Source organism: Arthrobacter sp. SLBN-53 (assembly GCF_006715585.1).
Lineage (GTDB): Bacteria > Actinomycetota > Actinomycetes > Mycobacteriales > Mycobacteriaceae > Mycobacterium > Mycobacterium neoaurum_A.
The window spans coordinates 5,341,533-5,366,707 of the sequence record NZ_VFNN01000001.1; the positions used below are offsets into that span (position 1 = coordinate 5,341,533).

Below are 25,175 nucleotides of genomic sequence, written 5' to 3' on the forward strand. Positions count from 1 at the left end.
CGGTACGGTCGTGCGCGTGATGAGAGATGTCCATGCCTGAGATGTCCTGGTTGCAGGTCGTCGTGCTTGCGATCGTCCAGGGGCTGACCGAATTCCTCCCGGTGTCCTCTTCCGGTCACCTCGCGATCGTGTCCGAGGCGTTCTTCGGCGCCGACGCCGGCGCGTCGTTCACCGCCGTGGTGCAGATCGGTACCGAGGTGGCCGTCCTGCTCTATTTCGCCCGCGATATCGGGCGCATCGTCACGGCCTGGTTCGGCGGATTACGGCACCCCGACCGGCGCACCCCGGATTACTGGCTGGGCTGGTGGGTCATCATCGGCACCATCCCCATCGGGATCTTCGGTTTCACGCTGCAACATTTCATCCGCGATGACGTCCGCAATCTCTGGGTCATCGCCACCGCACTGATCGTGTTCTCCTTCGTCATCGCCGCGGCGGAGTACTTCGGGAAACAGACCCGTCCCATCGAACAGTTCACGCTGCGCGACAGTCTGCTCATCGGTTCGGCCCAGGCGCTCGCGTTGATCCCTGGCGTGTCGCGTTCCGGGGTGACGATCAGTACGGGGCTGTTCCTCGGACAGAAGCGCGAGGCCGCGGCGCGGTTCGGCTTCCTGCTGGCCATCCCGGCGGTGTTGGGCTCCGGGCTCTACGAACTGAGCCACGTGTTCGAGCCGGGGGACACCGGGATGAGCGCGACCGTCGCGCAGATCGTGCTGGGCACCGTCATCGCCTTCGTTGTCGGGTATGCCGCCGTCGCGTGGTTCCTGAAGTTCCTGGTCAACCACAGCATGTACTGGTTCGTGGGGTACCGGGTCACCCTCGGCGTCGTCGTGATGATCCTGCTGGGTACCGGAGTACTCGCCGCGAAATGACGCCGCCGACCCGAAGGGCCCGCCCGTGACCGTCATCCTGCTGCGGCACGGCCGATCCACCTCCAATACCGCGCACACCCTGGCCGGCCGCTCGGCCGGCGTCGATCTCGACGACACCGGGCGCGAGCAGGCCGAGGCGGTGGTCGCCCGGATCGGCGCACTGCCGGTCAAGGCGATCGTGCGCTCACCGCTGCTGCGCTGCGCGACCACCGTCGCCCCGCTGGCCGCCGCCCTGGGTATCGAGCCGGTGGTCGAGGACCGGATCATCGAGGTGGACTACGGCAGCTGGACCGGGCGCAAGATCTCCGAACTGTTCAAAGAGCCGTTGTGGAAGGTGGTGCAGGCTCAACCCAGCGCGGCGGTCTTCCCCGACGGTGAGGGCCTGGCCCAGGTGCAGTCCCGCGCCGTCGCGGCGATCCGCGAACACGACCGGCGGCTGTCGGAAACGCATGGCGGCGATGTGCTGTGGGTCGCCTGTACCCACGGCGATGTCATCAAGTCGGTGCTTGCCGACGCGCTCGGCACCCATCTGGACAGCTTCCAGCGCATCACGGCCGACCCCGCGTCGATGAGCGTCATCCGCTACACCGAGACGCGGCCGTTCGTGCTGCATGTCAATCACACCGGCAACGGATTGACCGCCGCGCTGAACGCCGCTCCGGACGCCGCCCCCGCCGGTGACGCGGTCGTCGGTGGCTCCACCGCTTGAGTCCGGCCGCTACCGGCTATTTTGAAAGGTGCCATGGCCCGCGCAATTCATGTCTTCCGCTCACCCGACCGTTTCGTGGCCGGGACCGTCGGGCAGCCCGGGAACCGCACGTTCTACTTGCAGGCCGTCCACGACAAACGCATCGTGTCGGTGATGCTGGAGAAACAGCAGGTGGCCGTTCTCGCCGAGCGCATCACCGCCCTGTTGGTGGAGATCAATCGCCGGTTCGGCACCCCCATCCCGCCCGACACCGGCGAGATCGACGACCTGCAACCCCTCCAGATGCCGGTGGATGCCGAGTTCCGGGTGGGCACCATGGGGCTGGGCTGGGATGCCGAGGCGCAGACCGTCGTGGTCGAACTGCTCGCCGTCTCCGACACCGAGTTCGACGCCTCGGTGGTGCTCGACGATGCCGAGGAGGGCCCCGACGCGGTCCGGGTCTTCCTGACCCCGGAATCGGCACGGGAGTTCGCGACCCGGTCCAACCGGGTCATCTCGGCCGGGCGGCCACCATGCCCGCTGTGTGACGAACCGCTCGATCCCGAAGGCCATATCTGCGTGCGCACCAACGGGTATCGGCGCGGTGCCTTCGGCGGGACAGATGATGAACCGCCCTTCTGATGCCGATCTCGCGGAACTGCTTGCCACCGGCGAGCTGAACGTTCTCGGGCGCATCCGCTCGGCGAGCAACGCGACGTTCCTGTGCGAGTCCACCCTCGGCGAGCGGACCGTGCATTGCGTGTACAAGCCGGTCGCCGGCGAGGCGCCGCTGTGGGACTTCCCGGACGGCACGCTGGCGGGCCGCGAGCGGGCGGCCTATCAGATCTCGGCAGCGCTCGGCTGGGATATCGTGCCGCATACCGTCATTCGAGGCGGCCCTGCCGGTATCGGGATGGTGCAGGTGTGGGTCGATCAGCCCGGCGACGGATTGACCGACCACCCGGCAGAGGATGACCGCGACGCCGGTCCGGACCTGGTGGACCTGGTGCCTGCGGGCAAGGTGCCCGCCGGTTATCTGCCGATCCTGCAGGCCTATGACCAGTCCGGTGACCCCGTGCTGTTGGTGCACGCCGACGATGACCGGCTGCGGCGGATGGCCGTGTTCGACGTGCTGATCAACAATGCCGACCGTAAGGGCGGGCACATCCTCGCCGGTGTGGACGGCCGGGTCCGTGGCGTCGACCACGGTGTGACCCTGCACACCGAGGACAAGCTGCGCACCGTGCTGTGGGGGTGGGCGGGCAAGCCGGTCCCCGACGACGCGCTGACCGCCGTCGACCAGTTGCGAGTCCGGTTACGCGACGGGCTGGCCGACCAGCTGCAAGAACACCTGACCCCCGCCGAAGTGGCCGCGCTGGGCGCGAGAATCACTGCGCTGCTTGACGATCCCGTGATGCCGTCACCGGATCGGCACCGCCCGATCCCATGGCCCGCCTTCTAGCCGCGGGTACCCGACCCGGCAGCGCCCTGGGCACACCGCGATACTTGTCCGGTGACTCTCGCCGCGCATACCGACGCCGAGGTGGCCGCGATGGTGGCCGCCGAAGCCGGGGAGCTGCTGCTGGCCGTCCGCGAGGAGGTCGGTTTCTACGACTCCTACGAACTCGGTGACGCCGGCGACCGCCGGGCCAACACCTTCATCCTGAAACGCCTGGCCGAACTTCGCCCGGGTGACGCCGTGCTGTCCGAAGAGGCCGTCGACGACCTGTCCCGGGTGCATGCCGACCGGGTGTGGATCGTCGATCCCGTCGACGGCACCCGCGAGTACTCGATGGCGGGGCACGCCGACTGGGCCGTGCACATCGCGCTGTGGCAGAGGCACGGCACGACCGGAGCCGCCTCGGCGGCGACCGATGTTCCCGGTGCCATCACCGACGCCGCCGTCGCCCTGCCCGCGCTGCACCAGGTGTATCGCACCGACACCGTCACCCCGCCGCCACCGCGACGCGACGGGCCCATCCGGATCACCGCCAGCACCTACCGCCCACCGGCCGTGCTGTGGTGGTTGCGTGAACATTTGGACGTCGAGGTCGTCCGGATCGGCTCGGCGGGCGCGAAGGCGATGGCCGTGGTGCGCGGCGACGTCGACGCCTACATCCACGCGGGAGGCCAGTGGGAGTGGGATTCGGCCGCCCCGGCCGGTGTGCTCTGGGCCGCCGGCCTGCACGCCACCCGGCTGGGCGGGGCGCCGCTGGTCTACAACCGGCGCGATCCCTACCTGCCGGATCTGCTGATGTGCCGGCCCGAGCTGGCAGGCCCCTTGCTGGACACCATCCGGTCGGCGTTCTAGAGGATGCGGCCGGGGAATGAACCGACCCGTCAGCTTGTCGGTTCCTGGCGAAAGGCAGATCCAACGGAGGGCACCGGTGAGCCAACAACCTAGAGTCGACGTCATGCAGTCCTGGCCGGCGCCGACCGTTCCCACATTGCCGGGCGCCGGTGTCGCGCTGCGGCTCTACGACACCGCCGACCGCCAGGTGCGGCCGGTTTCGCCGGGGCCCACAGCGACCATGTACGTCTGCGGGATCACCCCCTACGACGCGACCCACCTGGGGCACGCCGCCACCTATCTGACCTTCGACCTGGTCAACCGGGTGTGGCGGGACGGCGGCCATGAGGTGCACTACGTCCAGAACATCACCGATGTCGACGACCCGCTGTTCGAGCGGGCCGAGCGCGACGGTATCGACTGGCGCGAACTCGGCGACCGCGAGACACAGCTGTTCCGCGAGGACATGACGGCCCTGCGGGTGCTGCCGCCGCGCGACTACGTGGCGGCCACCGATGCCATTGCCGAGGTGGTCGAGCTCGTCGAGAAGATGCTGGCCGCCGGGGCCGCCTATGTCGTCGACGACCCGCAGTATCCCGACGTGTACTTCCGTGCCGACGCGACCCGGCAGTTCGGCTACGAGTCCGGCTACGACCACGAGACCATGTCCCGGCTGTTCGCCGAGCGAGGCGGTGACCCGGAGCGTCCCGGCAAGGCCGATCCGCTCGATGCGTTGCTGTGGCGTGCCGAACGTCCCGGGGAGCCCAGCTGGCCGTCACCGTTCGGTGCGGGCAGGCCCGGATGGCACGTGGAGTGCGCCGCGATCGCGCTGACCCGTATCGGTACCGGCCTGGACATCCAGGGCGGTGGATCGGACCTGATCTTCCCGCACCACGAGTTCTCGGCCGCACACGCCGAATCCGTGAGTGGCGAGCGGCGCTTCGCCCGGCACTATGTGCACTCCGGGATGATCGGCTGGGACGGCCACAAGATGAGCAAGAGCCGCGGCAACCTGGTGCTGGTCTCGCGGTTGCGCGCCGACGGGGTGGATCCCTCCGCGGTGCGGCTGGGGCTGTTCGCCGGTCATTACCGGCAGGACCGGTTCTGGAGTGACGACGTCCTGGCACAGGCCCAGACCCGGCTGCAGCAGTGGCGGGCAGCCGCCGCGCTACCGGCAGGTCCCGATGTCACCGATCTGCTGAGCCGGGTCCGCGGTTACCTCGCCGATGACCTGAACACCCCGAAAGCCATTGCCGCCATTGATGGTTGGTGTACCGACGCATTGACCTACGGCGGCAGCGATCCGACGGCTCCGCGACTGCTTGCCGATCTGGTCGATGCGTTGCTGGGAGTGCGGTTGTAACCGCCGAGTAGGTTGGCGGCCATGAGCTCACTGCACGGCAAGGTCGTCTTCATCACCGGGGGAGCGCGCGGGGTGGGCGCCGAGGTGGCCCGCAGGTTGCGCCGCAAGGGCGCCAAGTTGGTGCTCACCGATCTCGATGCGGCGCCGCTGGACGACCTGGCCACCGAACTTGGTGGTGATGCCCACGTATTGACGGTGCTGGCGGACGTCCGCGATCTGGCGGCCATGCAGAGCGCCGCGGATGCCGCCGTGGCACATTTCGGCGGTATCGACATCGTGCTCGCCAACGCGGGTATCGCCAGCTTCGGCTCGGTGCTCGCCGTCGATCCCGAGGCCTTCAGACGCGTCATCGACATCAACATCATGGGCGTGTTCAACACCGTGCGGGCGACGCTGCCCTCGATCATCGAGCGGCGGGGCTACGTCCTCGTGGTGTCCTCACTGGCCGCGTTCACCTCGGCGCCGGGCCTGGCGGCCTATCACACGTCCAAGGCCGGTGCGGAGTACTTCGCGAACACCCTGCGCCTGGAGGTCGCCCATCACGGCGTGGACGTCGGCTCTGCGCACATGAGCTGGATCGACACCCCGTTGGTGCAGGATGCCAAGGCCGACCTGTCGGCGTTCCGGGAGATGTTGTCCAAACTGATGCCCCCGCTGAATCGGACCACCACCGTCGAGGCGTGCGGGGCAGCCTTCGTCAAGGGCATCGAGGGCCGCAAGAAGCGGATCTACTGCCCGCGGTGGGTCGGTGCGTTCCGCTGGATCCGGCCACTGGTGTCCAGCCCGCTCGCCGAACGCGACATCCGCACATTCACCCCGGAACTGCTGCCACGCCTGGATGCCGAGGCCGCCGCACTGGGTCGGTCGGTCAGCGCGCGGATCGAGGCGCTGGAGAAGCCCTGAACCCTGCCGAGTGGCCGGTTACTGCACGCGAGCAGCGAGAACGCGTGTCATAAGTGGCCACTGGGCCGAAAGAATGGGTAGACCGGCCTACCGGCCTCGGCGCCGCAGGTACCGCTCGAACTCCGCGGCCAGCGCATCCCCGTCGATCTTGCCGAGCGCGTCGTTCATATCGACCTCGGCGTCCCCGCGTTCCTCAAGGGACTGCACGTACTCGGCGATCTCGTCGTCCTCGGCGGTCATCTCGGTAACGGCCTGTTCCCACTCCTCGGCCGCACCGGGTAGGTCGGCCAGCGGCACCTCGATGTCGAGCACATCCTCGACCCGGCGCAACAGCGCCACGGTGGCCTTGGGGTTCGGCGGTTGTGACACGTAGTGCGGCACCGCCGCCCAGAACGTCACCGCGGGTATCCCGGCCTGCACGCAGGCGTCCTGGAACACTCCGGCTATCCCGGTCGGTCCCTCGTAGCGGGTCTCTTCCAGACCGAAGAACTTGGCCGAGTCGGCGGAATAGGCGGCACCGGAGACCGGGACCGGACGGGTGTGCGGGGTATCGGCCAGCAGCGCACCCAGGATCACCACGGTGTCGACGTTCAGCTTGTCGGCGATCGCCAGCAACTCGGCGCAGAACGTGCGCCACCGCATGTTGGGTTCGACGCCGTGCATGAGCACGATGTCGCGGTCACTGCCGGGTGGGCGGCAGTGCGAGATGCGCATCGACGGCCAGACGAGCTCCCTGGTCACGCCGTCGATCTGCCGGATCACCGGGCGATTGACCTGGTAGTCGTAATACGTCTCGTCGTCGATCTCGACGATGGTCTCGGCCTCCCAGATGGAGTCGAGGTGTTCGAGCGCACCGCTGGCCGCATCACCGGCGTCGTTCCAGCCCTCGAAGGCCGCGACGATGACGGTGTTCTGCAGGTTCGGCAGGCGGGGACCACTCGCATCCGACGGTGTCACTCTGCCAGCGTAAGCCCTGACCGGCGGTCATGAGTCCTGCTGGGCCGCGTGGCGAGCGGGCATCGGTCGCCTGCGTGCGCTCGGGCGGGGGCCGAACCCGGTTGACGGGCCCGATTACCCTGTTCCCATGGTTGCCGACACCGTCGTCGGCGAGCCCGTCGAGACGAAATATGTTCGGCGGCAATCGCGTTGATCATGATTGCCGCGTGGTTGCCGACAAGGCCCTGGTCAGGGTCGGTGTCGGCGACGTCATGGGCGTCCGGACGTCGTTTGGGGGACGACGTAGACTTTTCTCCGTCGAGAGGCGTTGCAACGGCTACCAGGGGGTCGAAAGCCCCGGTATCCGCCACGCTCGGCAGAGTCAAGGACGCCTTCCGTCATGGAAGGAGTGCACGTGACCGCTGCGACATCTGGCACCTCAGCGACGCCGACCGGCACTGGAACGACCGGCACTGGAACGACCGGGTTCCCGCCGAACATCCGGCCCGACTGCACCGCCGAACTGACGGCCGCACTCGACCAGCGGATCATGGTGATCGACGGCGCGATGGGTACGGCAATCCAGCGTGATCGCCCCGACGAGGCCGGATACCGCGGCGACCGGTTCACCGAATGGCCGACGGCGCTGCAGGGCAACAACGACCTGCTCAACCTGACCCAGCCGCAGATCATCGAGGGCATCCACCGCGAGTACCTCGAAGCGGGTGCGGACATCCTGGAGACCAACACGTTCAACGCGAACGCGGTCTCGTTGGCCGACTACGACATGGCCGCGCTGGCCTACGAGCTCAACTACGCCGGTGCCGCGCTGGCGCGTACGGCCGCCGACGAGTTCAGCACGCCCGAGAAGCCCCGCTACGTCGCCGGGGCCATCGGGCCCACCACCCGGACGGCGTCGATCTCGCCGGACGTCAACGATCCCGGTGCCCGCAATGTGTCCTACGACCAGTTGGTCGCGGCCTATCTGGAGGCTGCCAACGGTCTGGTCGACGGTGGCTCGGACCTGCTGATCGTCGAGACGATCTTCGACTCGCTGAACGCCAAGGCCGCGGTGTTCGCCATCGAGACCCTGTTCGAGCAGCGCGGACGCCGGTGGCCGGTGATCATCTCCGGCACCATCACCGATGCCTCGGGCCGCACCCTCTCCGGGCAGGTCACCGAGGCGTTCTGGAACGCGATCCGGCATGCCAAACCGCTGGCCATCGGTCTGAACTGCGCGCTGGGCGCGCCCGAGATGCGGCCCTACATCGCCGAGATGGCGCGCATCGCGGACACCTACGTGTCCTGCTATCCCAATGCCGGGCTGCCCAACGCCTTCGGTGAGTACGACGAGTCCCCGGAGCGCCAGGCCGGCTATATCGCCGAGTTCGCCGATGCCGGGTTGGTGAACCTGGTCGGCGGCTGCTGTGGCACCGCGCCGCCGCATATCGCCGAGATCGCCAAAACGGTGGAGGGCAAGCCGCCGCGCGAGCTGCCCACCATCGGGGTGGCCACCCGGCTGTCGGGTCTGGAGCCGCTCAACATCACCGACGATTCGCTGTTCGTGAACATCGGCGAGCGCACCAACATCACCGGATCGGCGCGGTTCCGCAACCTCATCAAGGCCGAGGACTACGACACCGCGCTGTCGGTGGCCCTGCAGCAGGTCGAGGTCGGTGCCCAGGTCATCGACATCAACATGGACGAGGGCATGATCGACGGCGTCGCCGCGATGGACCGGTTCACCAAGCTGATCGCGGCCGAGCCGGATATCAGCAAGGTCCCGGTGATGATCGACTCCTCGAAGTGGGAGGTCATCGAGGCGGGCCTGAAGAATGTGCAGGGCAAGCCGATCGTGAACTCGATCTCGCTGAAGGAAGGCGAGGAGAAGTTCATCCGCGAGGCCCGGTTGTGCCGCAAATACGGCGCCGCCGTGGTCGTGATGGCCTTCGACGAGCAGGGCCAGGCCGACAACCTCGAGCGCCGCAAGGAAATCTGCGGGCGGGCCTACCGCGTGCTCACCGAAGAGGTCGGATTCCCCGCCGAGGACATCATCTTCGACCCGAACTGCTTTGCGCTGGCCACCGGTATCGAGGAGCACGCCACCTACGGGATCGACTTCATCGAGGCCTGCGCCTGGATCAAGGAGAACCTGCCGGGTGTGCACATCTCCGGCGGCATCTCCAACGTGTCGTTCTCGTTCCGGGGCAACAATCCGGTCCGCGAGGCCATCCACGCGGTGTTCCTCTTCCACGCCATCAAGGCCGGCCTGGACATGGGGATCGTCAACGCGGGCGCGCTGGTGCCGTACGACTCGATCGATCCCGAACTACGGGACCGGATCGAAGACGTGGTCCTCAACCGGCGCGAAGATGCCGCCGAACGACTGCTCGAGATCGCCGAACGGTTCAACAAGACCGAGAAGTCCGAGGATCCCGCCGCGGCCGAGTGGCGGTCACTGCCGGTCCGTGAGCGCATCACACATGCTCTGGTGAAGGGCATCGACGCCAACGTCGACGCCGACACCGAGGAGCTGCGCGCGGAAATCGAGGCCGCCGGCGGACGGCCGATCGAGGTCATCGAGGGACCGCTGATGGATGGCATGAACGTCGTCGGCGACCTGTTCGGTTCGGGAAAGATGTTCCTGCCTCAGGTGGTCAAATCCGCGCGTGTCATGAAGAAGGCCGTGGCGTACCTGCTGCCGTTCATCGAGGCCGAGAAGGAAGCCAACGGCACGGCCTCTACCAAGGACACCAACGGCACCATCATCATGGCGACCGTCAAGGGCGATGTGCACGACATCGGCAAGAACATCGTCGGGGTTGTGTTGCAGTGCAACAACTTCGAGGTGATCGACCTGGGCGTGATGGTACCCGCGCAGAAGATTCTGGACGCCGCCAAGGAGCACGATGCCGATATCATCGGGTTGAGCGGCCTGATCACCCCGAGCCTCGACGAGATGGTGAATTTCGCGGCGGAGATGGAACGCGAGGGCCTGGAGATCCCGCTGCTGATCGGCGGTGCGACGACCTCGCGCGCGCACACCGCTGTCAAGGTCGCGCCGCGCCGTAAGGGTCCGGTGGTGTGGGTCAAGGACGCCTCCCGATCGGTGCCGGTGGCCGCCGCGCTACTGGACGACAAGCAGCGTCCCGCGCTGCTGGAGGCGACCGCGGCCGACTATGCCTCGCTGCGGGAACGGCACGCCCAGAAGAACGAACGTCCCATGTTGACCCTGGAGAAGGCCCGGGCCAACCGCACTCCGATCGAGTGGGAGGGCTACACGCCGCCGGTTCCTGCTATTGGGACGCTCGTACGAGACTTCCAAGACTACGACCTGGCCGAGCTGCGGGAGTACATCGACTGGCAGCCGTTCTTCAACGCCTGGGAGATGAAGGGCCGATTCCCGGACATCCTCAACAATCCGGCATCGGGTGAGGCCGCCCGCAAGCTCTACGACGACGCGCAGCAGATGCTCGACACGTTGATCAAGGAGAAGTGGCTGACCGCCAGCGGTGTCATCGGTTTCTTCCCGGCCAACGCGGTCGGTGACGACGTCGAGGTCTACACCGACGAGACGCGCGGCGAGGTGCTCACCACGCTGCACAACCTGCGCCAGCAGGGCGAGCATCGGGACGGCATCCCGAACCGGTCACTCGGCGATTTCATCGCGCCCAAGCAGACCGGGCTGGCCGACCACGTCGGCGCATTCGCCGTGACGGCGGGCCTGGGCAGCGCGGACAAGATCACCGAGTTCAAGGCCGATCACGACGACTACAGCGCCATCCTGCTGGAGTCGCTCGCCGACCGGCTCGCCGAGGCGTTCGCCGAACGTATGCATCAGCGCGTCCGCACCGAGTTCTGGGGTTACCAACCCGATGAGGATCTCCCCAACGAGGCGCTCATCGGCGAGAAATACGTCGGCATCCGACCGGCCCCCGGCTACCCGGCGTGCCCCGAGCACACCGAGAAGACGACCCTGTTCGAGCTGCTGGACGTGACGAAGCGGACCGGTATCGAGCTGACCGAGTCGATGGCGATGTGGCCGGGTGCGGCGGTCAGCGGGTGGTACTTCTCGCACCCGCAGTCGCAGTACTTCGTGGTCGGTCGGCTGGCGCAGGATCAGGTGGCCGACTACGCCAAGCGCAAGGGGTGGACGCTGGCCGAGGCCGAGCGCTGGCTGGCGCCCAACCTGGGCTACAACCCGGAGGACTGATCTCCCAGGCCGGCATCTGTCAGACGACACATCGGGGTGACGGGTGCACGTTAGACCCGCTCGACCCCGTATAACACCGCGGGTAACGAAGCAGGCTTTCCCGGGTAGCCGGTGACGGCGGTCACCGGATCGGGCAGCGCGGCCTACGCCGGGTTCACCGTCGGCGCGCGGATATCGTTGGCGCCCAGTGCGATCAACTCATCGACCACCTGCCTGCCGATGGTGCCGGTTGCGCCCGTCAGCGGAATTGTCATGCCGGCACGGTATCCACGGGATCGGACAATTCGGGCCGCGTCGGCGTCGATGAGACACTGGTTTCATGCGTGCGGTGTTGTGGGATATGGACGGAACGCTCGTCGACTCCGAAAAGCTCTGGGACATCGCAATCCAGGACCTGTACCGCAAGCACGATCGCGAACTGACCGCCGAGGTGCGCACCAGCACGATCGGCGGGTCGAGCGAGAACGTCTTGGCGATCGTCTACGCGGATCTCGGTTTGCCACCCGATCCCGAGGACATGGCGCGCACCGCGGACTGGATGCACGATTACGTCGGTGAGCTCTTCGCCGAGGGCCTGCCGTGGTGTGCCGGCGCCCGGGAGATGCTCGATGCGCTGACGGTCGCCGACGTCACGATGGGGTTGGTGACCAATACGCGCCGTGTGCTCACCGAGAAGGCCCTCGACAGCATCGGGCGGGACTACTTCGCGGTGACCGTATGCGGTGACGAGGTGCCCAGCGGCAAGCCCGCGCCGGATCCCTATCTGCGCGCCGCCACGCTGCTGGGCCTGGACCCGTCCGCGTGCCTGGCCGTCGAGGACTCCGTCACGGGGGCGGCCGCTGCGGAGGCGGCCGGTTGCGCAGTGCTGGTCGTACCCAACGAGGTCGCGGTGCCCGGCGGGCCGCGGCGCCGGCACGCCGCATCGCTGGCGGACCTCGATGTGCACGCACTGCGCGATATCCACACCGAGCTCGGCGTGGTCAGCGGCGAACGCAGCGCCTGATCACGGCGTTCCGGACGGGAAAAGCGTGCGCACGGCGCGCGTCATGGTGTCCCTGGCGCCGGCGGCGCCATTGGGATCCAACGAGCTGATCGCCAGCACGTAGCGGCGGTCGGCGCCCACGATGCCGGTGGAGACGTGGAGTTGGTTGTCCCCGTTCCAGCAGCAGAACCAGCCCTGCTTGACGGCCAGCGGGGTGCCCGACAGCCCGTCGGGCAGCCCGAACCGTTGCGGGTAACCATCGGCCCCCTGTGGTGTGAAGCCGGCCAGATTGCCGATGATGATCTCGGTCTGCTTCGGCGGGAGCCCGCCGGAACCGTTGAGCAGCATGTCGTAGTAGTGCACCAGATCGGCGGCCGTGCTCTGGGTGACATCCCAGTGTCCGTTGGCAGGCGCGTTCGTTGCGGCCAGTCCGTATCGCCGTGTGACGCGGTCGATCACGGCGTTGCGGCCACCGCGGTCCCAGAACATCTGGGCCGCACCATCTTCGGACGATCGCAACATGGCGTCCAGCGCGGCGTGATCGGACTCGGACAAGGTCGACGATCCCGTCGACTCGCGGTACAGCGCATCGTCGGCGATGAACAGCTTGACCACCGATGCGATGGGAAAGGAGGTGTTGCCGTTGGACACGAGCCGGCCGGTGTCTCGGTCGAGTATGGCGAGCTCGAGGTCGGCACCGGAGGAGGCGGCCTCGCTGGTGGCCATCTGTACCCGTTCGTCGATATCGCCGGGCTCGGCCCCGGCCGGACTCAGCGGGACCCACAGCAGTCCGGCGAGCGCGAGGATGGACAGTTTGCCGAACATGGGTCTCCCTGCGAGCTGATCCGAACCGAACCGAAGATCTTTCCGCATTACCCCTGCTGCGGCACGCCCAATCGGATACCGCTCATGATCACCCGGCGGCCGCCATCGGCTGATTGCGGCAAAGAGGCCGAAACGCCGCGGATTATCGACCCGCCACGGCCACGTCTGTGCCATCGTGAAGTGACACGCATCACGGTGCCGGGGAAGGACGATCTCGATGACGCACGGTCCGGTCGGAGGCGACGAAGCCTCGTTGTTCGATGGTGACGCCAGTTTCAATTCCGGCCGAACGGCGGTACGGATCGCCGCGGTGGCCGCACTCGGCGGCCTCTTGTTCGGTTATGACAGCGCGGTGATCAACGGCGCGGTGAGCTCGATCCAGGAAGACTTCGGGATCGGCAACGCCGAACTGGGGTTCGCGGTCGCCTCCGCGCTCCTGGGTGCCGCGGCGGGCGCGATGACGGCCGGACGTATCGCCGATCGGATCGGCCGGATCGCGGTCATGAAGATCGCCGCGGTCCTGTTCTTGATCAGCGCGTTCGGCACCGGCCTGGCGCACGATGTGTGGACGGTGGTGCTGTTCCGAATCGTCGGTGGCCTCGGGGTGGGCGTGGCCTCGGTGATCGCACCGGCCTATATCGCCGAGACCTCACCGCCTCAGATTCGTGGCCGGTTGGGTTCGCTGCAGCAGCTGGCCATCGTGTTGGGCATCTTCGCCTCGTTTGTCATCAACTGGCTGCTGCAGTGGGCCGCGGGCGGACCCAACGAGGTGCTGTGGCTGGGCCTCGACGCGTGGCGCTGGATGTTCCTGGCGATGGCCGTGCCTGCGGTGCTCTACGGTGCGCTGGCCTTCACCATTCCGGAATCGCCGCGCTATCTCGTTGCCAGCCACAAGATTCCGGAAGCGCGCCGGGTCTTGAGCATGTTGCTCGGCCAGAAGAATCTGGAGATCACCATCACCCGCATCCAGGACACCCTGGAACGCGAGGACAAACCGTCGTGGCGCGACCTGCGCAAACCCGCCGGTGGGGTCTACGGCATCGTCTGGGTGGGTCTGGGACTATCGATCTTCCAGCAGTTCGTCGGCATCAACGTGATCTTCTACTACTCCAATGTGCTGTGGCAGGCCGTCGGATTCAGCGCCGACGAGTCGGCGGTCTACACCGTGATCACCTCGGTGATCAACGTGCTGACCACCCTCATCGCCATTGCCCTCATCGACAAGATCGGCCGCAAACCGCTGCTGCTCATCGGGTCGGCCGGGATGGCGGTCACCCTGGCGACCATGGCGGTCATCTTCGCCAATGCCACGGTCAACCCCGACGGCACTCCCAGCCTCCCGGGAGCTTCCGGCGTCATCGCGCTCGTCGCGGCCAATCTCTTCGTGGTCGCGTTCGGCATGTCCTGGGGCCCGGTGGTCTGGGTGCTGCTCGGAGAGATGTTCCCCAACCGCATCCGTGCCGCCGCGCTGGGCCTTGCCGCCGCGGGGCAATGGGCCGCCAACTGGGCCATCACCGTGACGTTCCCGGAGCTGCGCAACCACCTGGGGCTGGCCTACGGCTTCTACGCGCTGTGCGCGGTGCTCTCCTTCGTGTTCGTGTCCAAGTGGGTGCGTGAGACCAAGGGAGTGTCTCTGGAGGACATGCATGCCGAGCTGTTGAGTACCGACGACGCGGTGGGGAAGTGACCTTTCGGGGTTGAATCAGCGAGGCGCACGTGCCGCCGGGGCGCAATCCCGTTGGGAGTTGGGTTCGGCGCATGAAACAATCGCTGTCCGTGAAGACCTTCGAGGCCCTGTTCGCCGAGCTCAGTGAGAAAGCCAAGACCCGTCCCGCCGGGAGTGGGACGGTCGCCGCACTGGACTCCGGCGTCCACGGCCTTGGCAAGAAGATCCTCGAGGAAGCCGGCGAGGTGTGGCTGGCGGCCGAGCACGAGAGCGACGCGGCACTGGCCGAGGAGATCAGCCAGCTGCTGTATTGGACCCAGGTGCTGATGCTGTCGCGGGGGCTGAAGCTCGACGACGTCTACCGGAACCTGTGACCATGTTGCGCGTCGCGGTGCCCAACAAGGGTGCACTCAGTGAATCGGCGTCGGAGATCCTCTCGGAGGCCGGCTACCGCCGCCGCACCGATCCCAAGGATCTGACCGTCGTCGACCCGGCGAACAACGTCGAGTTCTTCTTCTTGCGACCCAAGGACATCGCGATCTATGTGGGCTCGGGGGAGCTGGATCTCGGCATCACCGGCCGTGATCTGGCCGCCGACGCCGATGCGCCGGTCAAGGAACGGCTCGCGTTGGGCTTCGGTTCGTCGACGTTCCGCTACGCGGCCCCGGAGGGTCAGGACTGGCAGGTGGCCGACCTCGCGGGCAAGCGGATCGCCACCGCCTATCCGAATCTGGTCCGTCGTGATCTGGCTGCCAAGGGAATCGAAGCGACGGTGATCCGGCTCGATGGTGCGGTGGAGATCTCGATCCAGCTCGGGGTGGCCGATGTGATCGCCGATATCGTCGGGTCCGGACGCACGCTGCGGTTGCACAATCTGGTCGCCTTCGGTGAGTCGCTGTGCGATTCGGAGGCCATTCTGATCGAACGGTCGGACTCCGAAGCCGACCCGGCCCGCGACCAGTTGGCGGCCCGGGTGCAGGGCGTGGTCTTCGGCCAGCAATACCTGATGCTCGACTATGACTGTCCGCGCACGGTTCTGGACCAGGCGACCGCGGTCACACCGGGTCTGGAATCGCCCACCATCGCGCCGTTGGCCGATCCCGATTGGGTGGCGGTGCGCGCGCTGGTGCCGCGCCGGACGGTCAACACCATCATGGATCAGCTCGCCGCGATCGGCGCCAAGGCGATCCTGGCCTCCGATATCCGCTTCTGCCGGTTCTGATCGGCTGCCGGATCACCCGGCTCATCAGCGTCATGCGTGTTAGCGTCCGGAGGTCAGCTGGTCCAGCGCGGAGGTGCTCATGACGGTGGTCCTGGTTCTGCTGCTGGCGCTGTTGATCGGCGTGGTGGCCGGTCTGCGCGCACTCACGCCACCGGCTGCGGTGGCCTGGGGCGGTCTGCTCGGCTGGATCGAACTCGACGGGACCTGGGCGCAGTGGCTGGCTCACCCGATCACGGTCACGGTGCTCACCATCCTGCTGGTGGTCGAACTGGTCACCGATCAGCTGCCCGCCACACCGCCGCGCACGGTCACCATGCAGTTCGTCGCGCGCCTGTTCACCGGCGCCTTCGCCGGTGCGGTCTTGGTCAGCGGCGTCATCGGTGATGCGTCCGCTGGCAACGTCATCTCCGGTATCGGTGCAGGCCTCGTCGGCGCGGTGCTGGGCACCATGGGCGGCTACCGGGCCCGCAAGGCAGTGGTCGAGCGCAACGGCGGCAAGGATCTCCCGGTGGCCCTCGTCGAAGACGTGATCGCCGTGGCGGGTGGATGTGCGGTGGTCTACCTCGCGTCGCTGATCTGATGCCGCAGACAACGGCCTTCGACGCCATCATCGTCGGCGCGGGGCAGGCCGGTCCGCCGCTGGCCGGCCGGCTCACCGACGCCGGCCAACGCGTCGCGGTGATCGAGCGCAAGCTGGTCGGCGGCACCTGCGTGAACTCCGGCTGCATCCCCACCAAGACGCTGGTGGCCAGTGCGCACGCGGCCCATATCGCGCGCCGCGGAGCCGATTTCGGCATCGATAACGGCTCGGTCACCGTCGATATGGCCAAGGTGAAGGCGCGCAAGGACGACATCGTCGAGTCCGACCGCCATGGGGTCGAATCCTGGATCGAAGGGATGAACGGCGCGATACTGCTGCGCGGACACGCCCGTTTCGTCGATCCGCACACCATGGACGTCGACGGCAAGCTCATCAGCGCGGACCGGATCTTCCTCAATGTCGGTGGCCGGGCGGTGGTGCCCGACCTGCCCGGCCTGTCCGATATCGACTATCTGACGAATGTGTCTGTGCTGGAACTCGATACCGTTCCCGAACACCTGGTGGTGATCGGCGGCAGCTATATCGCGCTGGAGTTCGCGCAGATGTACCGTCGATTCGGGGCAGCGGTCACCATCGTCGAACGTGGGCCGAGACTGACCTCGCGCGAGGACGAGGATGTGTCCGCCGCCATTCGCGGCATCCTGGAGGCCGAGGGGATCGTCGTGCACACCGCCGCCGACGATATCCGGTTCACCAAGCGCGACAACGGGTTCGAAGTGACGCCACGGGCCGGCGCCGAACCCATCAGGGGCAGCCACGCGCTGATAGCCGTGGGGCGGACACCCAACACCGACGATCTGGGCCTGGACAAGGCCGGGGTGCGCACAGATCACCGCGGTTATATCGAGGTCGACGACCGGCTACGTACCTCCGTCGAACATATCTGGGCGATGGGGGACTGCAACGGTAAGGGTGCGTTCACCCACACCTCCTACAACGATTTCGAGATCGTCGCGGCCAATCTGCTCGACGATGATCCACGCCGGGTCAGTGACCGGGTGCCGACCTATGCGCTCTACATCGACCCGCCGCTGGGCCGGGCCGGGATGACCGCGGACGAGGTACTGCGCTCGGGCCGGAAGGCGTTGGTGGGCACGCGTCCGATGACCAGGGTCGGCCGGGCAGTGGAGAAGGGTGAGACCCAGGGCTTGATGAAGGTGGTGGTGGACGCCGAGACGCAGCAGATCCTCGGTGCCTCGATCCTCGGCGTCGGTGGCGATGAGGTGGTGCACTCGATCCTGGACGTGATGACCGCGAAGCTGCCCTACACCGCGATATCGCGCACCATGCACATCCATCCCACGGTCAGCGAGTTGATTCCGACCCTGTTGCAGGATCTCAAGCCGCTGACGTAGCCGAAACCAGCACAGCATCCGCCTCAAGAATCCTGTGTCGAGAACGTGCTGACCACACCGAGGACCATGTCGAGGATTGCATTTTCGGCGGCAATGCGCAGCTCGGGTGACTGGCGGTCTTGGCGTTCCAGATCGGCAAGCAGCGCGAACACGATGGTGATCAAACCACGAATGCGAATCGAGCGATCCACGCCGGATTCTGGTGCGATGGCGGTGAGGCGACCGACGATCAAAGTCGTCGCAGCCCAATCGGGTCGACCGACCAGTTCGATGCCGGGGTAGTCGCGGACCTTTTCCATGAAGCGAGCGTGGTAGCTGTTCGGATTTACGCGCTGGTATTCGAAGACCGGTCCGAGTAGCGCCTCGAGGAGTCCGTGCGGGGTCGGGGTCGCCATCGCCTCAAGCGCGGCGAGCCGCTCCAGGCGTAGGGGTTCGAAGATCTTCTGCCGCTCGTCGATGACCGCTGCGATCAATTCGTCGCGAGTGCCGAAGTGATACCGGATGGCGGCACTGTTGCGCTGGCCTGCCTCGGTGACCACTTGTCGCAACGACACCGCAGGTCCCTGCGTGGCGATCAGACGTTCAGCGGCATCGATGAGCGCGGCGCGTCCGTGCCGCTGACCGCCATCGTCCATGCGCCAAGAGTATCACGAACGTATTGTATGAATAACCCATTTGTATTAGCTTCGGTGGGATAGTTGGCGTGAACATGTGGAGGTGCGATGTCTGGTTTGGGTGCGATACCCGCTGATGCGAGAGAATTGACCCCCGATCTGCTGGAGCGGCTGATCGGCACCCTCAATCCCGGGGTTTCGGTGCGCGATGTCAGGGTGCGCCGAGTGTGGCAATGGGGTGAGGGGGACGCAGTCTCCACCGCGGGACGAGTGGATCTGGAGCTGACCTACGGCGCGGATGAGAATGGACTGCCCACCAACGTCGTGCTCAAGGTGGCGCGTCCGGAGCTACCCGCTTTCCCGCTGTACCGCAACGAAGTTGCCGCATACAGTCGGCTGCGGCCCTGGCGATTCATCCGAACGCCGCGATGCCTCGGCGCCTGGTTCGACGAGCAAACTGGAAGCTTCGGGTTGGCCCTCGACGACCTGACCACCTCGGGTGCTCGATTCGTTTCGGCCGCTGTCTCACCCTCGATGGCGAGCATCGAAGACGCCATCGCGCAGCTGGCAGCGCTGCACGCCCGGCACTGGGGCAGTGGTGCCGATTGGTCGTCCCCGGAACTGGAATGGGCGCAAACTCATCTGGCGGGCGAGTTGCATGACCTGTTCAACTATCCCGATCTGGTGCCTGCGATGATCGCCGACGAGGTGGCCAGTACCGGTCACAAGCGCGAGTTGGTGCAATCGGTCGGTGAGAGCGCGGAATCCCTGTTCGACAAGGTTCGGCTGGTTCAACAGCACCAGTCGAGACTGCAACAGACGCTCGTGCACGGAGATTGCCATGTGGGCAACGCTTTTGTGCTCCCCGACCAGACGATGGGTTTCATCGACTGGCAGCTGAGCGTCCGCGGCCACTACATGCACGACCTCTCCTATTTCATCACCACCGGGCTTGACGTGACCTTGCGGCGCGAGCACGAAAGGCGGCTCGTCGAACTGCACCGCGAACTGCTCCGCCAACACGGCGTCGACGATCTTCCGACGCCGGCCGAGGCATTCGACGAGCATCGGCGTGCCCAGGCATGGAACGCCTACATCGGTTGGTTGACCTGCCCGGTGGCCAATTACGGGTGGGAAGTCAATGTGGCCAATCATATTCGTATCCTTACCGCATATCGCGATCTCGATAGTGCGGCGGCGATCGAGGATATTCGGTGAATGCGCACGAGCGACTACAGGCCCTGATCGATAAGGACGAGATCCGGGAACTGGCGCTGCGGTATTGTCGCGGTGTCGATCGCAAGGACCCGGCATTGTTACGATCACTGTATACCAATGACGGTATCGATAATCACGCCAACATCTTTCGAGGCAGCGCCAGTGCCTACGTCGACTTTCTGGAGTCGTCGTTTCAGTTCATCCAGATCGGCGCGCGCTATGTCTGCAATCATCTGATCGAACTGGATGGTGACGAGGCCAGCGGTGAGGTCTACGCGCTCGGCTATCACATTCTGCCCATCGCCGACAGTCGACCGATCGAGTCGTTCGTTGGTGTGCGCTATCTGGACCGATACCGGCGAGAAGATGGGCAATGGCGCTTTGCCAGTAGGGAAGTGGTCATCGATCTGGACCGAAGTCGCACCGTCGAACACCGTGGGGCGAAACCCATGGACCCCGAGGAGGATCTGTCCTACCGAGTATTGGCCGGTGAACACTTCCAGCGCAGGAGCACAAACCCCGTGCCGGATTGAACGTGCTCGCCGGCGACGTTGACCGAAGCGCTGTCGGTGGGTTCACCGCAGCTGTGTGCCCCGCGCATCGGCTGGTCGCGCGCTGTTGGTCAATCGCTGGTCGGGTGGACGCGTGGCACGCGCATCCGGTCCACGTCACCGCATCGGCTGCGGAGATCGAAGCGCCCGATTCCACGCCATCGGATTGAGATTTCGGTACGGATCGGTCTCGCGCAGTCGCCGTAACGAGGCGAGCTCGTGCTCGAGAGCGCGCTTGGTCTGCTCCTTGACGCTGGCCTCCCATGTGCTCGCCGAGTCGTCCGTCCGAGTTGTGCTGATTGGCGGCCCGAACCGCAGATACATGCGCTTGGGGTCTGGAATGAGGGTGGGGCCCAAGCCGCGCATCAGGGGGGATGGCCACATCGGAACGTCCGAACAGTTGCTTCCCGACGAGCTGGCCGGCTCGGCCCAACAAGCCGTCTCGCCGAATCGTTGCGTGGTAGATATCGTCGCCACCAACGGACGCGGCGGGCACAATCGGATAGCCGTGCGCGATCGCCAGTCGGGCAAAGCCGCTACGCCCCTCCCAGTTCAACTGGTACTCCTCGCCTTTGAACTTGGGCATCTCGCGTCCGCCGCCCGGGAAGACCAGCACCGTTTCCCCGTTGGCCATCAGGGCGGCGCCATTGGCGGGCGTACCGACGACGGCGCCGGCTGCCTCGAAGATATCCGCGACAGGACTGGGCATTCTCGTCATCGCTTTGTCGGCAAGGCCTCTGACCCGGACTCCGAGCTCCCGGTGCACGACATAAGGGATCATCACCGTCTCGGCCATGGAGCCCACAACGGTGTGGTTTCCGACCAAGAGGAAGCGGCCGTCGCGCGGCAGATTCTCGAGCCCGTCGACATACGGGCGAGCGAAATCGATGAACGGGTTCAGGCGATCGGCACCCGCGAAGATCGCTTTCTCCCAAGCGGTAACCCGGGCCGACTGATCAACCGGGTTTCTGCCCTCGCCGGCCGCGATCGAACGCTCCGATGCCGAACCCTGTGCGTCGTTCATCAATCTTCCTCTGCTCGTTGACGTTCGTGGACGTCACACGATGATAGCCGCAAAACTGACCAAACGACCATTCTGGTCATATGGTTCTGAATGTGTGCAGCGTGCCGGGCCGTTATCATCGTGGCGATGAGCTCGATGGTCTTCGATCTGCCCGAAAACAGCTCGGCAAGGGCCGCGCGGCTCCTGGCCGCAGCCAACGAACTTCTGGTCAGTCGCGGAGCCAAGGGATTCACTGTTGCCGACGTTGCCGCCCGCGCACACGTGGGAAAGGGCACCGTCTATCTCTATTGGCCGACCAAGGAAGATCTGCTGCTGGGTCTGATCGGAAGGGAGTTTCTGCGTCAGGTCGAAGCAGTGATCCAACTCCTGGAAGCGGACGGCGATCTGGCCCGGCCATCGCGGTTCTGCTCGACGATCGTCGGTCTCGCGACCAGTCAACCGCTGATCGCTGCGCTCCAGCGCAACGACCATGACCTGCTCGGCATGCTGACCGATGATCCCCGTTCGCGCAGCTTCCACGCGGAGTTGGGGCCGGCCGCCATGCTGCGTGTCATCCTTCCACTGTGGCGTGAGAGCGGACTTGCTCGCACCGACTGGGAGCTCGAGGATCAAGTGTTCGCGCTGAACGGCCTGATCGGCGGATTCACCATGGCCATCCTCGATCCTTCGCCGGGGCCGGTGAAGGCGGATGATCCATTGGCTGTGCTCGGCAAAGCGGTCACTGCGCTACTGGGTCCAGAACGCGCCACCAAAAAAGCGATTCGGTCCACCGCGGATCGGATCGACGACCACATGCGCACTTGCGCGACGATCGCCATGCGGATGATCACTTCATCGGAGGCACGCAAGGCGAACGGCAAGGGCGCCTCGGGAGCGAACTGACCGGCATCCGTTGACCGGACGGGGTATGCGTGACATGGAATCGCTGTGCGAGTCGAGTCCGACGCTGTTACAAGATCTCAAGCCGCTGACGTGACCGCGCGCCCCGCGGCGAGCTGGGCGGTAACCTGCGCGACGCGCCCGCCCAGATGGGTGAAGGTCGCCAGATCGGCGGCATGCACATCGTGGCGATCGGCGTCGACATCGGTCTGGGCGCCGGCTCCTAGCCAGAATCCCAGCCGATTGAGGTCGTGCTCGCTGCCCGCGGAGCTGTTCCAGCCCGGACCCAAACCCAGGTTGACCCAATGCATGTGGTGCTGGGCGGCGAAGACGGACAGCGAGATCAACGCGGTGAGCTTGTCACCGCTCTTGGCCCCGGAGTTGGTGAATCCGGCGGCCACCTTGTCCCGCCAGGCCCCGGTCACACAGCGCCTTCCGGTCTGCTCGGCGAATGCCTGGAAGCCTGCCGAGATGTTGCCCATATAGGTGGGTGCGCCGAAGATGATGGCATCGGCGTTGTCGAGGGTGGCCCACGCGGTCTCGGTCAGCTCGCCGAGGTCGACCATGTCGACGCGGGCACCCGCCTCGCGGGCGCCGTCGGCGACGGCGCCCGCCAACGTGGCGGTGTGGCCGAAACCGGAGTGGTAGGCCACCGCGACGGTGGACGGGGTGTCAGACATCATGGTTATCTCCTCCGTGGTAAATCGTCTGTGCCAGTTGGCGATAGCGGTTGCGCCAGGGTGGGAGCGGCGCTCCGTCCAGTAGCGCGGTGAGTCGGTCCAGGAACGCGTGGGTGCCCGGTCGGAAGCCGCCGGCGTTACGCACGCCGAGGCCGCGGTGGGTGAGCACCAACCGCGTGCCGGCGTTCTCGGGGTGCAGTTCGTAACGCACGTATCCCGGTTCGGCGATCCGCTGGTTCCATTCGTGTTCGAGCACGTGCGGTGGGTCCCAGACGGTGATCCGGCCGGTCATCCGCTTGGCGGCTTCGGGGGTCGGGGGATCGGTGGGAACCATGTCGATGCGTCCGCCGGCACGCGGTTCGATGACGGTGGGGCCCATCCACCGGACGCGCTGCGCGGGTTCGGTGAGCGCCGCCCAGACCGTGGCCGGCGGATGTGCCAGCCAGCGATCGAAGCGCAGCGTGGCGCGGTCCCCGTCGATGATGAGATCGCCTGCGGTGTCGCTCATGACTGCTCCGGGTTGTCGAGATGGCGCTCGAGTGCGTCCAGGTGGGCCGTCCAGAACTGCCGGTAGCGGTCCAGCCACTCGTCCATCTCGACCAGACCGTCGGCGCGCAACGCGTAGATCCGGCGCTGCGCATCCGAACGCACCTCGACCAGGCCGACCTCGCGCAGTACGCGGAGGTGGCGCGACACCGTCGGCTGGGTCAGCTCGGGCAGGCTGGCCACCAGTTCGCCTGCCGTGCGCTCACCTTCGCGTAATACGTCCAGCAGTACCCGGCGGCTGGGTTCGGCGACCGCTTCGAAGACATCCACGTCCATCAGTATCGCATTTCATCTATATAGACGCAATGCGATATTTGGGGTCAGTGGGCGCGCTGTACCAGCAGGGTCTGCGCCGAAGTCCCTATGAAACCGTCGCGGTCGAAGATCTCGGCCGTTGTCACGCCGACACCGTCCGGGCCGATGGACGCCCGTGCGCGCAGGCCGAAATCGTTCCCGCGCGGTACTCGGTGCAGGTATACGGCGGTGTCGGTATTCATGAAGGCGAAGTCGGTGGGATCCAGCACGGCGCCGATCCCGTTGGCCGAGTCGACCACCTGGGCCAACCGCTGCAATGGGGTCGTCGGCTCGTCGTCGACCAGCGGCACCAGCGGACTCATCCAGGCCTGGGCGGCCACGCCCGGTTCGGTGGCCTGGTTACGCCAACTCACGGTTTCCAGATAGCCGGGAGCTCCGAGCCAACCGTGGGCGCTGTCGACGGCCACCCCCTCGGTCAGCGGGGCATATCGGTCGGTGCAGACGTCGGCGGTGTCACTGATGGCCAGTAGCCATGCGCTCATCCGGGCCACCGGACGGTCCGGCGCGTCCGCCGGACACATCTCGGCGACCGCCAGGCTGATCCGTGCGCCCGGCCGTTGCACCCACGCGCGCACCCGTACGGGTGCGACCGGAATGGCGCCGAGGATGTCGAGCAGGAGTCGCCCGACCCGCAGCTGGGGCCGGTCGAAGTACAGCTCCTCGATGGTCTTTGTCAGCAGGGCCAGCGGCGGGGAGCCGTGCTGGATGGCGGTACCCCAGTTGCTGGCCGTGCTGATGGTCGACTCGAACAGCTGAACCCCGCCATCGGATCCCAGCCGACGGTAGTGCGGTGCCAACGAAGTATCGGTATGTGCGGCGGTCATTCGGCGGGCACCTCCGGCCAACCCGGATACGGCGGCGGCGCGCCACCGAATTCGGGACACCGCGCCTGGTGCGCGCACCAATCGCACAGCTTGGATCGCTTGGCCCGGAAATCGCCGGTGCGCCCGGCCGATTGGATTGCGCGCCAGATGGCGGTCAGGGTGCGCTCGAACCGGACCAACTCCTCGGGATCGGGGGAGTAGTCCAGAACCTGGCCGTCGGCCAGATAGATCAGCCGCAACCGGGCGGGTAACACGCCGCGAGATCGCCACAGCGCCACCGCGTAGAACTTCATCTGGAACAGCGCCTTGGCTTCGGCCAGCGCCCAGAGCTCCGACGGTGCCTTGCCGGTCTTGTAGTCGACCACGCGCATCTCGCCGGTGGGGGCCACGTCGATGCGGTCGACAAATCCGCGCAGCAGCGTGCCGTCATCGAGCTCGACCTCGACCCGTTGTTCGCAGCTGTGTGGGTCGAACCGGGTCGGATCCTCCAGCCGGTAGTAACCCGAGAGCAGCTTGCGGGCATCGCGCACGAGTGCGGGGCGCAGCTCGGCATCGAGTTCCTGGCCGCCGGCGGCGTGCTCGGCGGCGATCCGTTCCAGCGCGGGATC

General features: G+C 66.4%; 25 protein-coding genes and 1 pseudogene. 17 read left to right on the forward strand and 9 right to left on the reverse strand.

Features of this window, described 5'->3' with window-relative positions:
• Positions 1-41 precede the first annotated feature (41 nt).
• From FBY28_RS25560 to FBY28_RS25590, 7 genes are all read left to right on the forward strand, one after another.
• Entirely contained in the window at positions 42-872 is an 831-nt protein-coding gene (locus FBY28_RS25560; protein WP_141870463.1) for an undecaprenyl-diphosphate phosphatase, read from the forward strand.
• Between the two features lie 25 nt (positions 873-897).
• Positions 898-1,581 carry a histidine phosphatase family protein gene (locus FBY28_RS25565; RefSeq protein WP_141869928.1) on the forward strand — a complete coding sequence of 228 codons (684 nt, stop codon included), beginning with the start codon at positions 898-900 and terminating at the stop codon, positions 1,579-1,581.
• Positions 1,582-1,614: 33 nt separating this feature from the next.
• Positions 1,615-2,202 (forward strand): Rv2134c family protein, encoded by a 588-nt coding sequence (locus tag FBY28_RS25570; protein ID WP_141869929.1) that lies wholly within the window; start codon positions 1,615-1,617, stop codon positions 2,200-2,202.
• The gene (locus tag FBY28_RS25575; protein WP_174241751.1) at positions 2,186-3,022 is read left to right on the forward strand and encodes an Rv2133c family protein; all 837 of its coding nucleotides are present in this window, start codon (positions 2,186-2,188) and stop codon (positions 3,020-3,022) included. The genes FBY28_RS25570 and FBY28_RS25575 overlap by 17 nt, the downstream gene beginning before the upstream one ends.
• 51 nt (positions 3,023-3,073) lie before the next feature.
• A complete protein-coding gene (locus tag FBY28_RS25580) occupies positions 3,074-3,871 on the forward strand; it encodes a 3'(2'),5'-bisphosphate nucleotidase CysQ (RefSeq protein WP_286178474.1) in 798 nt (265 codons plus the stop codon).
• 103 nt (positions 3,872-3,974) lie between these two features.
• Positions 3,975-5,213, forward strand: coding sequence for a cysteine--1-D-myo-inosityl 2-amino-2-deoxy-alpha-D-glucopyranoside ligase (mshC, locus tag FBY28_RS25585; protein WP_141869930.1), 1,239 nt, complete (start codon positions 3,975-3,977; stop codon positions 5,211-5,213).
• 21 nt (positions 5,214-5,234) lie between these two features.
• Entirely contained in the window at positions 5,235-6,116 is an 882-nt protein-coding gene (locus tag FBY28_RS25590; protein ID WP_141869931.1) for an SDR family oxidoreductase, read from the forward strand.
• A gap of 87 nt (positions 6,117-6,203) precedes the next feature.
• On the opposite strand, the gene FBY28_RS25595 is transcribed toward FBY28_RS25590, so the two are convergent.
• The gene (locus tag FBY28_RS25595) at positions 6,204-7,073 is read right to left on the reverse strand and encodes a PAC2 family protein (protein ID WP_141869932.1); all 870 of its coding nucleotides are present in this window, start codon (positions 7,071-7,073) and stop codon (positions 6,204-6,206) included.
• Between the two features lie 529 nt (positions 7,074-7,602).
• Here FBY28_RS25595 and metH point away from each other — a divergent pair.
• A complete protein-coding gene (gene metH / locus FBY28_RS25600; RefSeq protein ID WP_524912050.1) occupies positions 7,603-11,265 on the forward strand; it encodes a methionine synthase in 3,663 nt (1,220 codons plus the stop codon).
• Positions 11,266-11,584: 319 nt separating this feature from the next.
• Entirely contained in the window at positions 11,585-12,268 is a 684-nt protein-coding gene (locus FBY28_RS25610; RefSeq protein WP_141869933.1) for an HAD family hydrolase, read from the forward strand.
• Here the strand turns inward: FBY28_RS25610 and FBY28_RS25615 are convergent, their stop codons facing one another.
• Positions 12,269-13,072, reverse strand: a complete 804-nt coding sequence (locus FBY28_RS25615; protein ID WP_141869934.1) for a serine hydrolase — start codon at positions 13,070-13,072, stop codon at positions 12,269-12,271.
• A 217-nt stretch (positions 13,073-13,289) separates the two neighbouring features.
• On the opposite strand from FBY28_RS25615, the gene FBY28_RS25620 reads away from it, so the two are divergent.
• The 5 genes from FBY28_RS25620 (at position 13,290) to FBY28_RS25640 (ending at position 17,916) form a co-directional block, all read left to right on the forward strand.
• On the forward strand, positions 13,290-14,759 hold the full coding sequence (locus tag FBY28_RS25620; protein WP_141869935.1) for a sugar porter family MFS transporter: 1,470 nt from the start codon (positions 13,290-13,292) through the stop codon (positions 14,757-14,759).
• Positions 14,760-14,830: 71 nt separating this feature from the next.
• The gene (locus tag FBY28_RS25625; protein ID WP_019512899.1) at positions 14,831-15,112 is read left to right on the forward strand and encodes a phosphoribosyl-ATP diphosphatase; all 282 of its coding nucleotides are present in this window, start codon (positions 14,831-14,833) and stop codon (positions 15,110-15,112) included.
• A 2-nt stretch (positions 15,113-15,114) separates the two neighbouring features.
• Complete coding sequence (hisG, locus tag FBY28_RS25630) at positions 15,115-15,960, forward strand: ATP phosphoribosyltransferase (RefSeq protein ID WP_141869936.1); 846 nt, start codon at positions 15,115-15,117, stop codon at positions 15,958-15,960.
• A gap of 79 nt (positions 15,961-16,039) precedes the next feature.
• Positions 16,040-16,540 (forward strand): DUF4126 family protein, encoded by a 501-nt coding sequence (locus FBY28_RS25635; protein WP_141869937.1) that lies wholly within the window; start codon positions 16,040-16,042, stop codon positions 16,538-16,540.
• Positions 16,540-17,916: an FAD-containing oxidoreductase gene (locus tag FBY28_RS25640; protein ID WP_141869938.1), complete on the forward strand. Its 1,377-nt coding sequence runs from the start codon at positions 16,540-16,542 to the stop codon at positions 17,914-17,916. The genes FBY28_RS25635 and FBY28_RS25640 overlap by 1 nt, the downstream gene beginning before the upstream one ends.
• Positions 17,917-17,939: 23 nt before the next feature.
• Here FBY28_RS25640 and FBY28_RS25645 read toward each other — a convergent pair whose 3' ends face one another.
• A complete protein-coding gene (locus FBY28_RS25645; protein WP_141869939.1) occupies positions 17,940-18,551 on the reverse strand; it encodes a TetR family transcriptional regulator in 612 nt (203 codons plus the stop codon).
• Positions 18,552-18,677: 126 nt separating this feature from the next.
• On the opposite strand from FBY28_RS25645, the gene FBY28_RS25650 reads away from it, so the two are divergent.
• Positions 18,678-19,748 carry a phosphotransferase gene (locus FBY28_RS25650; protein WP_160145529.1) on the forward strand — a complete coding sequence of 357 codons (1,071 nt, stop codon included), beginning with the start codon at positions 18,678-18,680 and terminating at the stop codon, positions 19,746-19,748.
• Positions 19,745-20,281, forward strand: a complete 537-nt coding sequence (locus FBY28_RS25655; protein WP_141869941.1) for a nuclear transport factor 2 family protein — start codon at positions 19,745-19,747, stop codon at positions 20,279-20,281. The genes FBY28_RS25650 and FBY28_RS25655 overlap by 4 nt, the downstream gene beginning before the upstream one ends.
• A gap of 457 nt (positions 20,282-20,738) precedes the next feature.
• On the opposite strand, the pseudogene FBY28_RS26465 reads toward FBY28_RS25655, so the two are convergent.
• A pseudogene (locus FBY28_RS26465) lies at positions 20,739-21,323 on the reverse strand (lysophospholipid acyltransferase family protein); the annotation flags it as partial.
• Between the two features lie 135 nt (positions 21,324-21,458).
• On the opposite strand from FBY28_RS26465, the gene FBY28_RS25665 reads away from it, so the two are divergent.
• Positions 21,459-22,205 (forward strand): TetR/AcrR family transcriptional regulator, encoded by a 747-nt coding sequence (locus FBY28_RS25665; RefSeq protein WP_141869942.1) that lies wholly within the window; start codon positions 21,459-21,461, stop codon positions 22,203-22,205.
• A 77-nt stretch (positions 22,206-22,282) separates the two neighbouring features.
• On the opposite strand, the gene FBY28_RS25670 is transcribed toward FBY28_RS25665, so the two are convergent.
• The 5 genes from FBY28_RS25670 to FBY28_RS25690 all read right to left on the reverse strand — a co-directional run.
• Positions 22,283-22,885 (reverse strand): flavodoxin family protein, encoded by a 603-nt coding sequence (locus tag FBY28_RS25670; protein ID WP_216847960.1) that lies wholly within the window; start codon positions 22,883-22,885, stop codon positions 22,283-22,285.
• Positions 22,875-23,390, reverse strand: coding sequence for an SRPBCC family protein (locus tag FBY28_RS25675; protein WP_141869943.1), 516 nt, complete (start codon positions 23,388-23,390; stop codon positions 22,875-22,877). The genes FBY28_RS25670 and FBY28_RS25675 overlap by 11 nt, the downstream gene beginning before the upstream one ends.
• Complete coding sequence (locus tag FBY28_RS25680) at positions 23,387-23,698, reverse strand: metalloregulator ArsR/SmtB family transcription factor (RefSeq protein WP_141869944.1); 312 nt, start codon at positions 23,696-23,698, stop codon at positions 23,387-23,389. Before FBY28_RS25680 ends, FBY28_RS25675 begins: the two co-directional genes overlap by 4 nt.
• Positions 23,699-23,748: 50 nt before the next feature.
• The gene (locus FBY28_RS25685) at positions 23,749-24,567 is read right to left on the reverse strand and encodes a thioesterase family protein (protein ID WP_141869945.1); all 819 of its coding nucleotides are present in this window, start codon (positions 24,565-24,567) and stop codon (positions 23,749-23,751) included.
• Positions 24,564-25,175, reverse strand: a 612-nt coding sequence (locus FBY28_RS25690; protein WP_141869946.1) for a RecB family exonuclease, incomplete at its 5' end; no start/stop codon positions are given. The genes FBY28_RS25690 and FBY28_RS25685, both read right to left, overlap by 4 nt.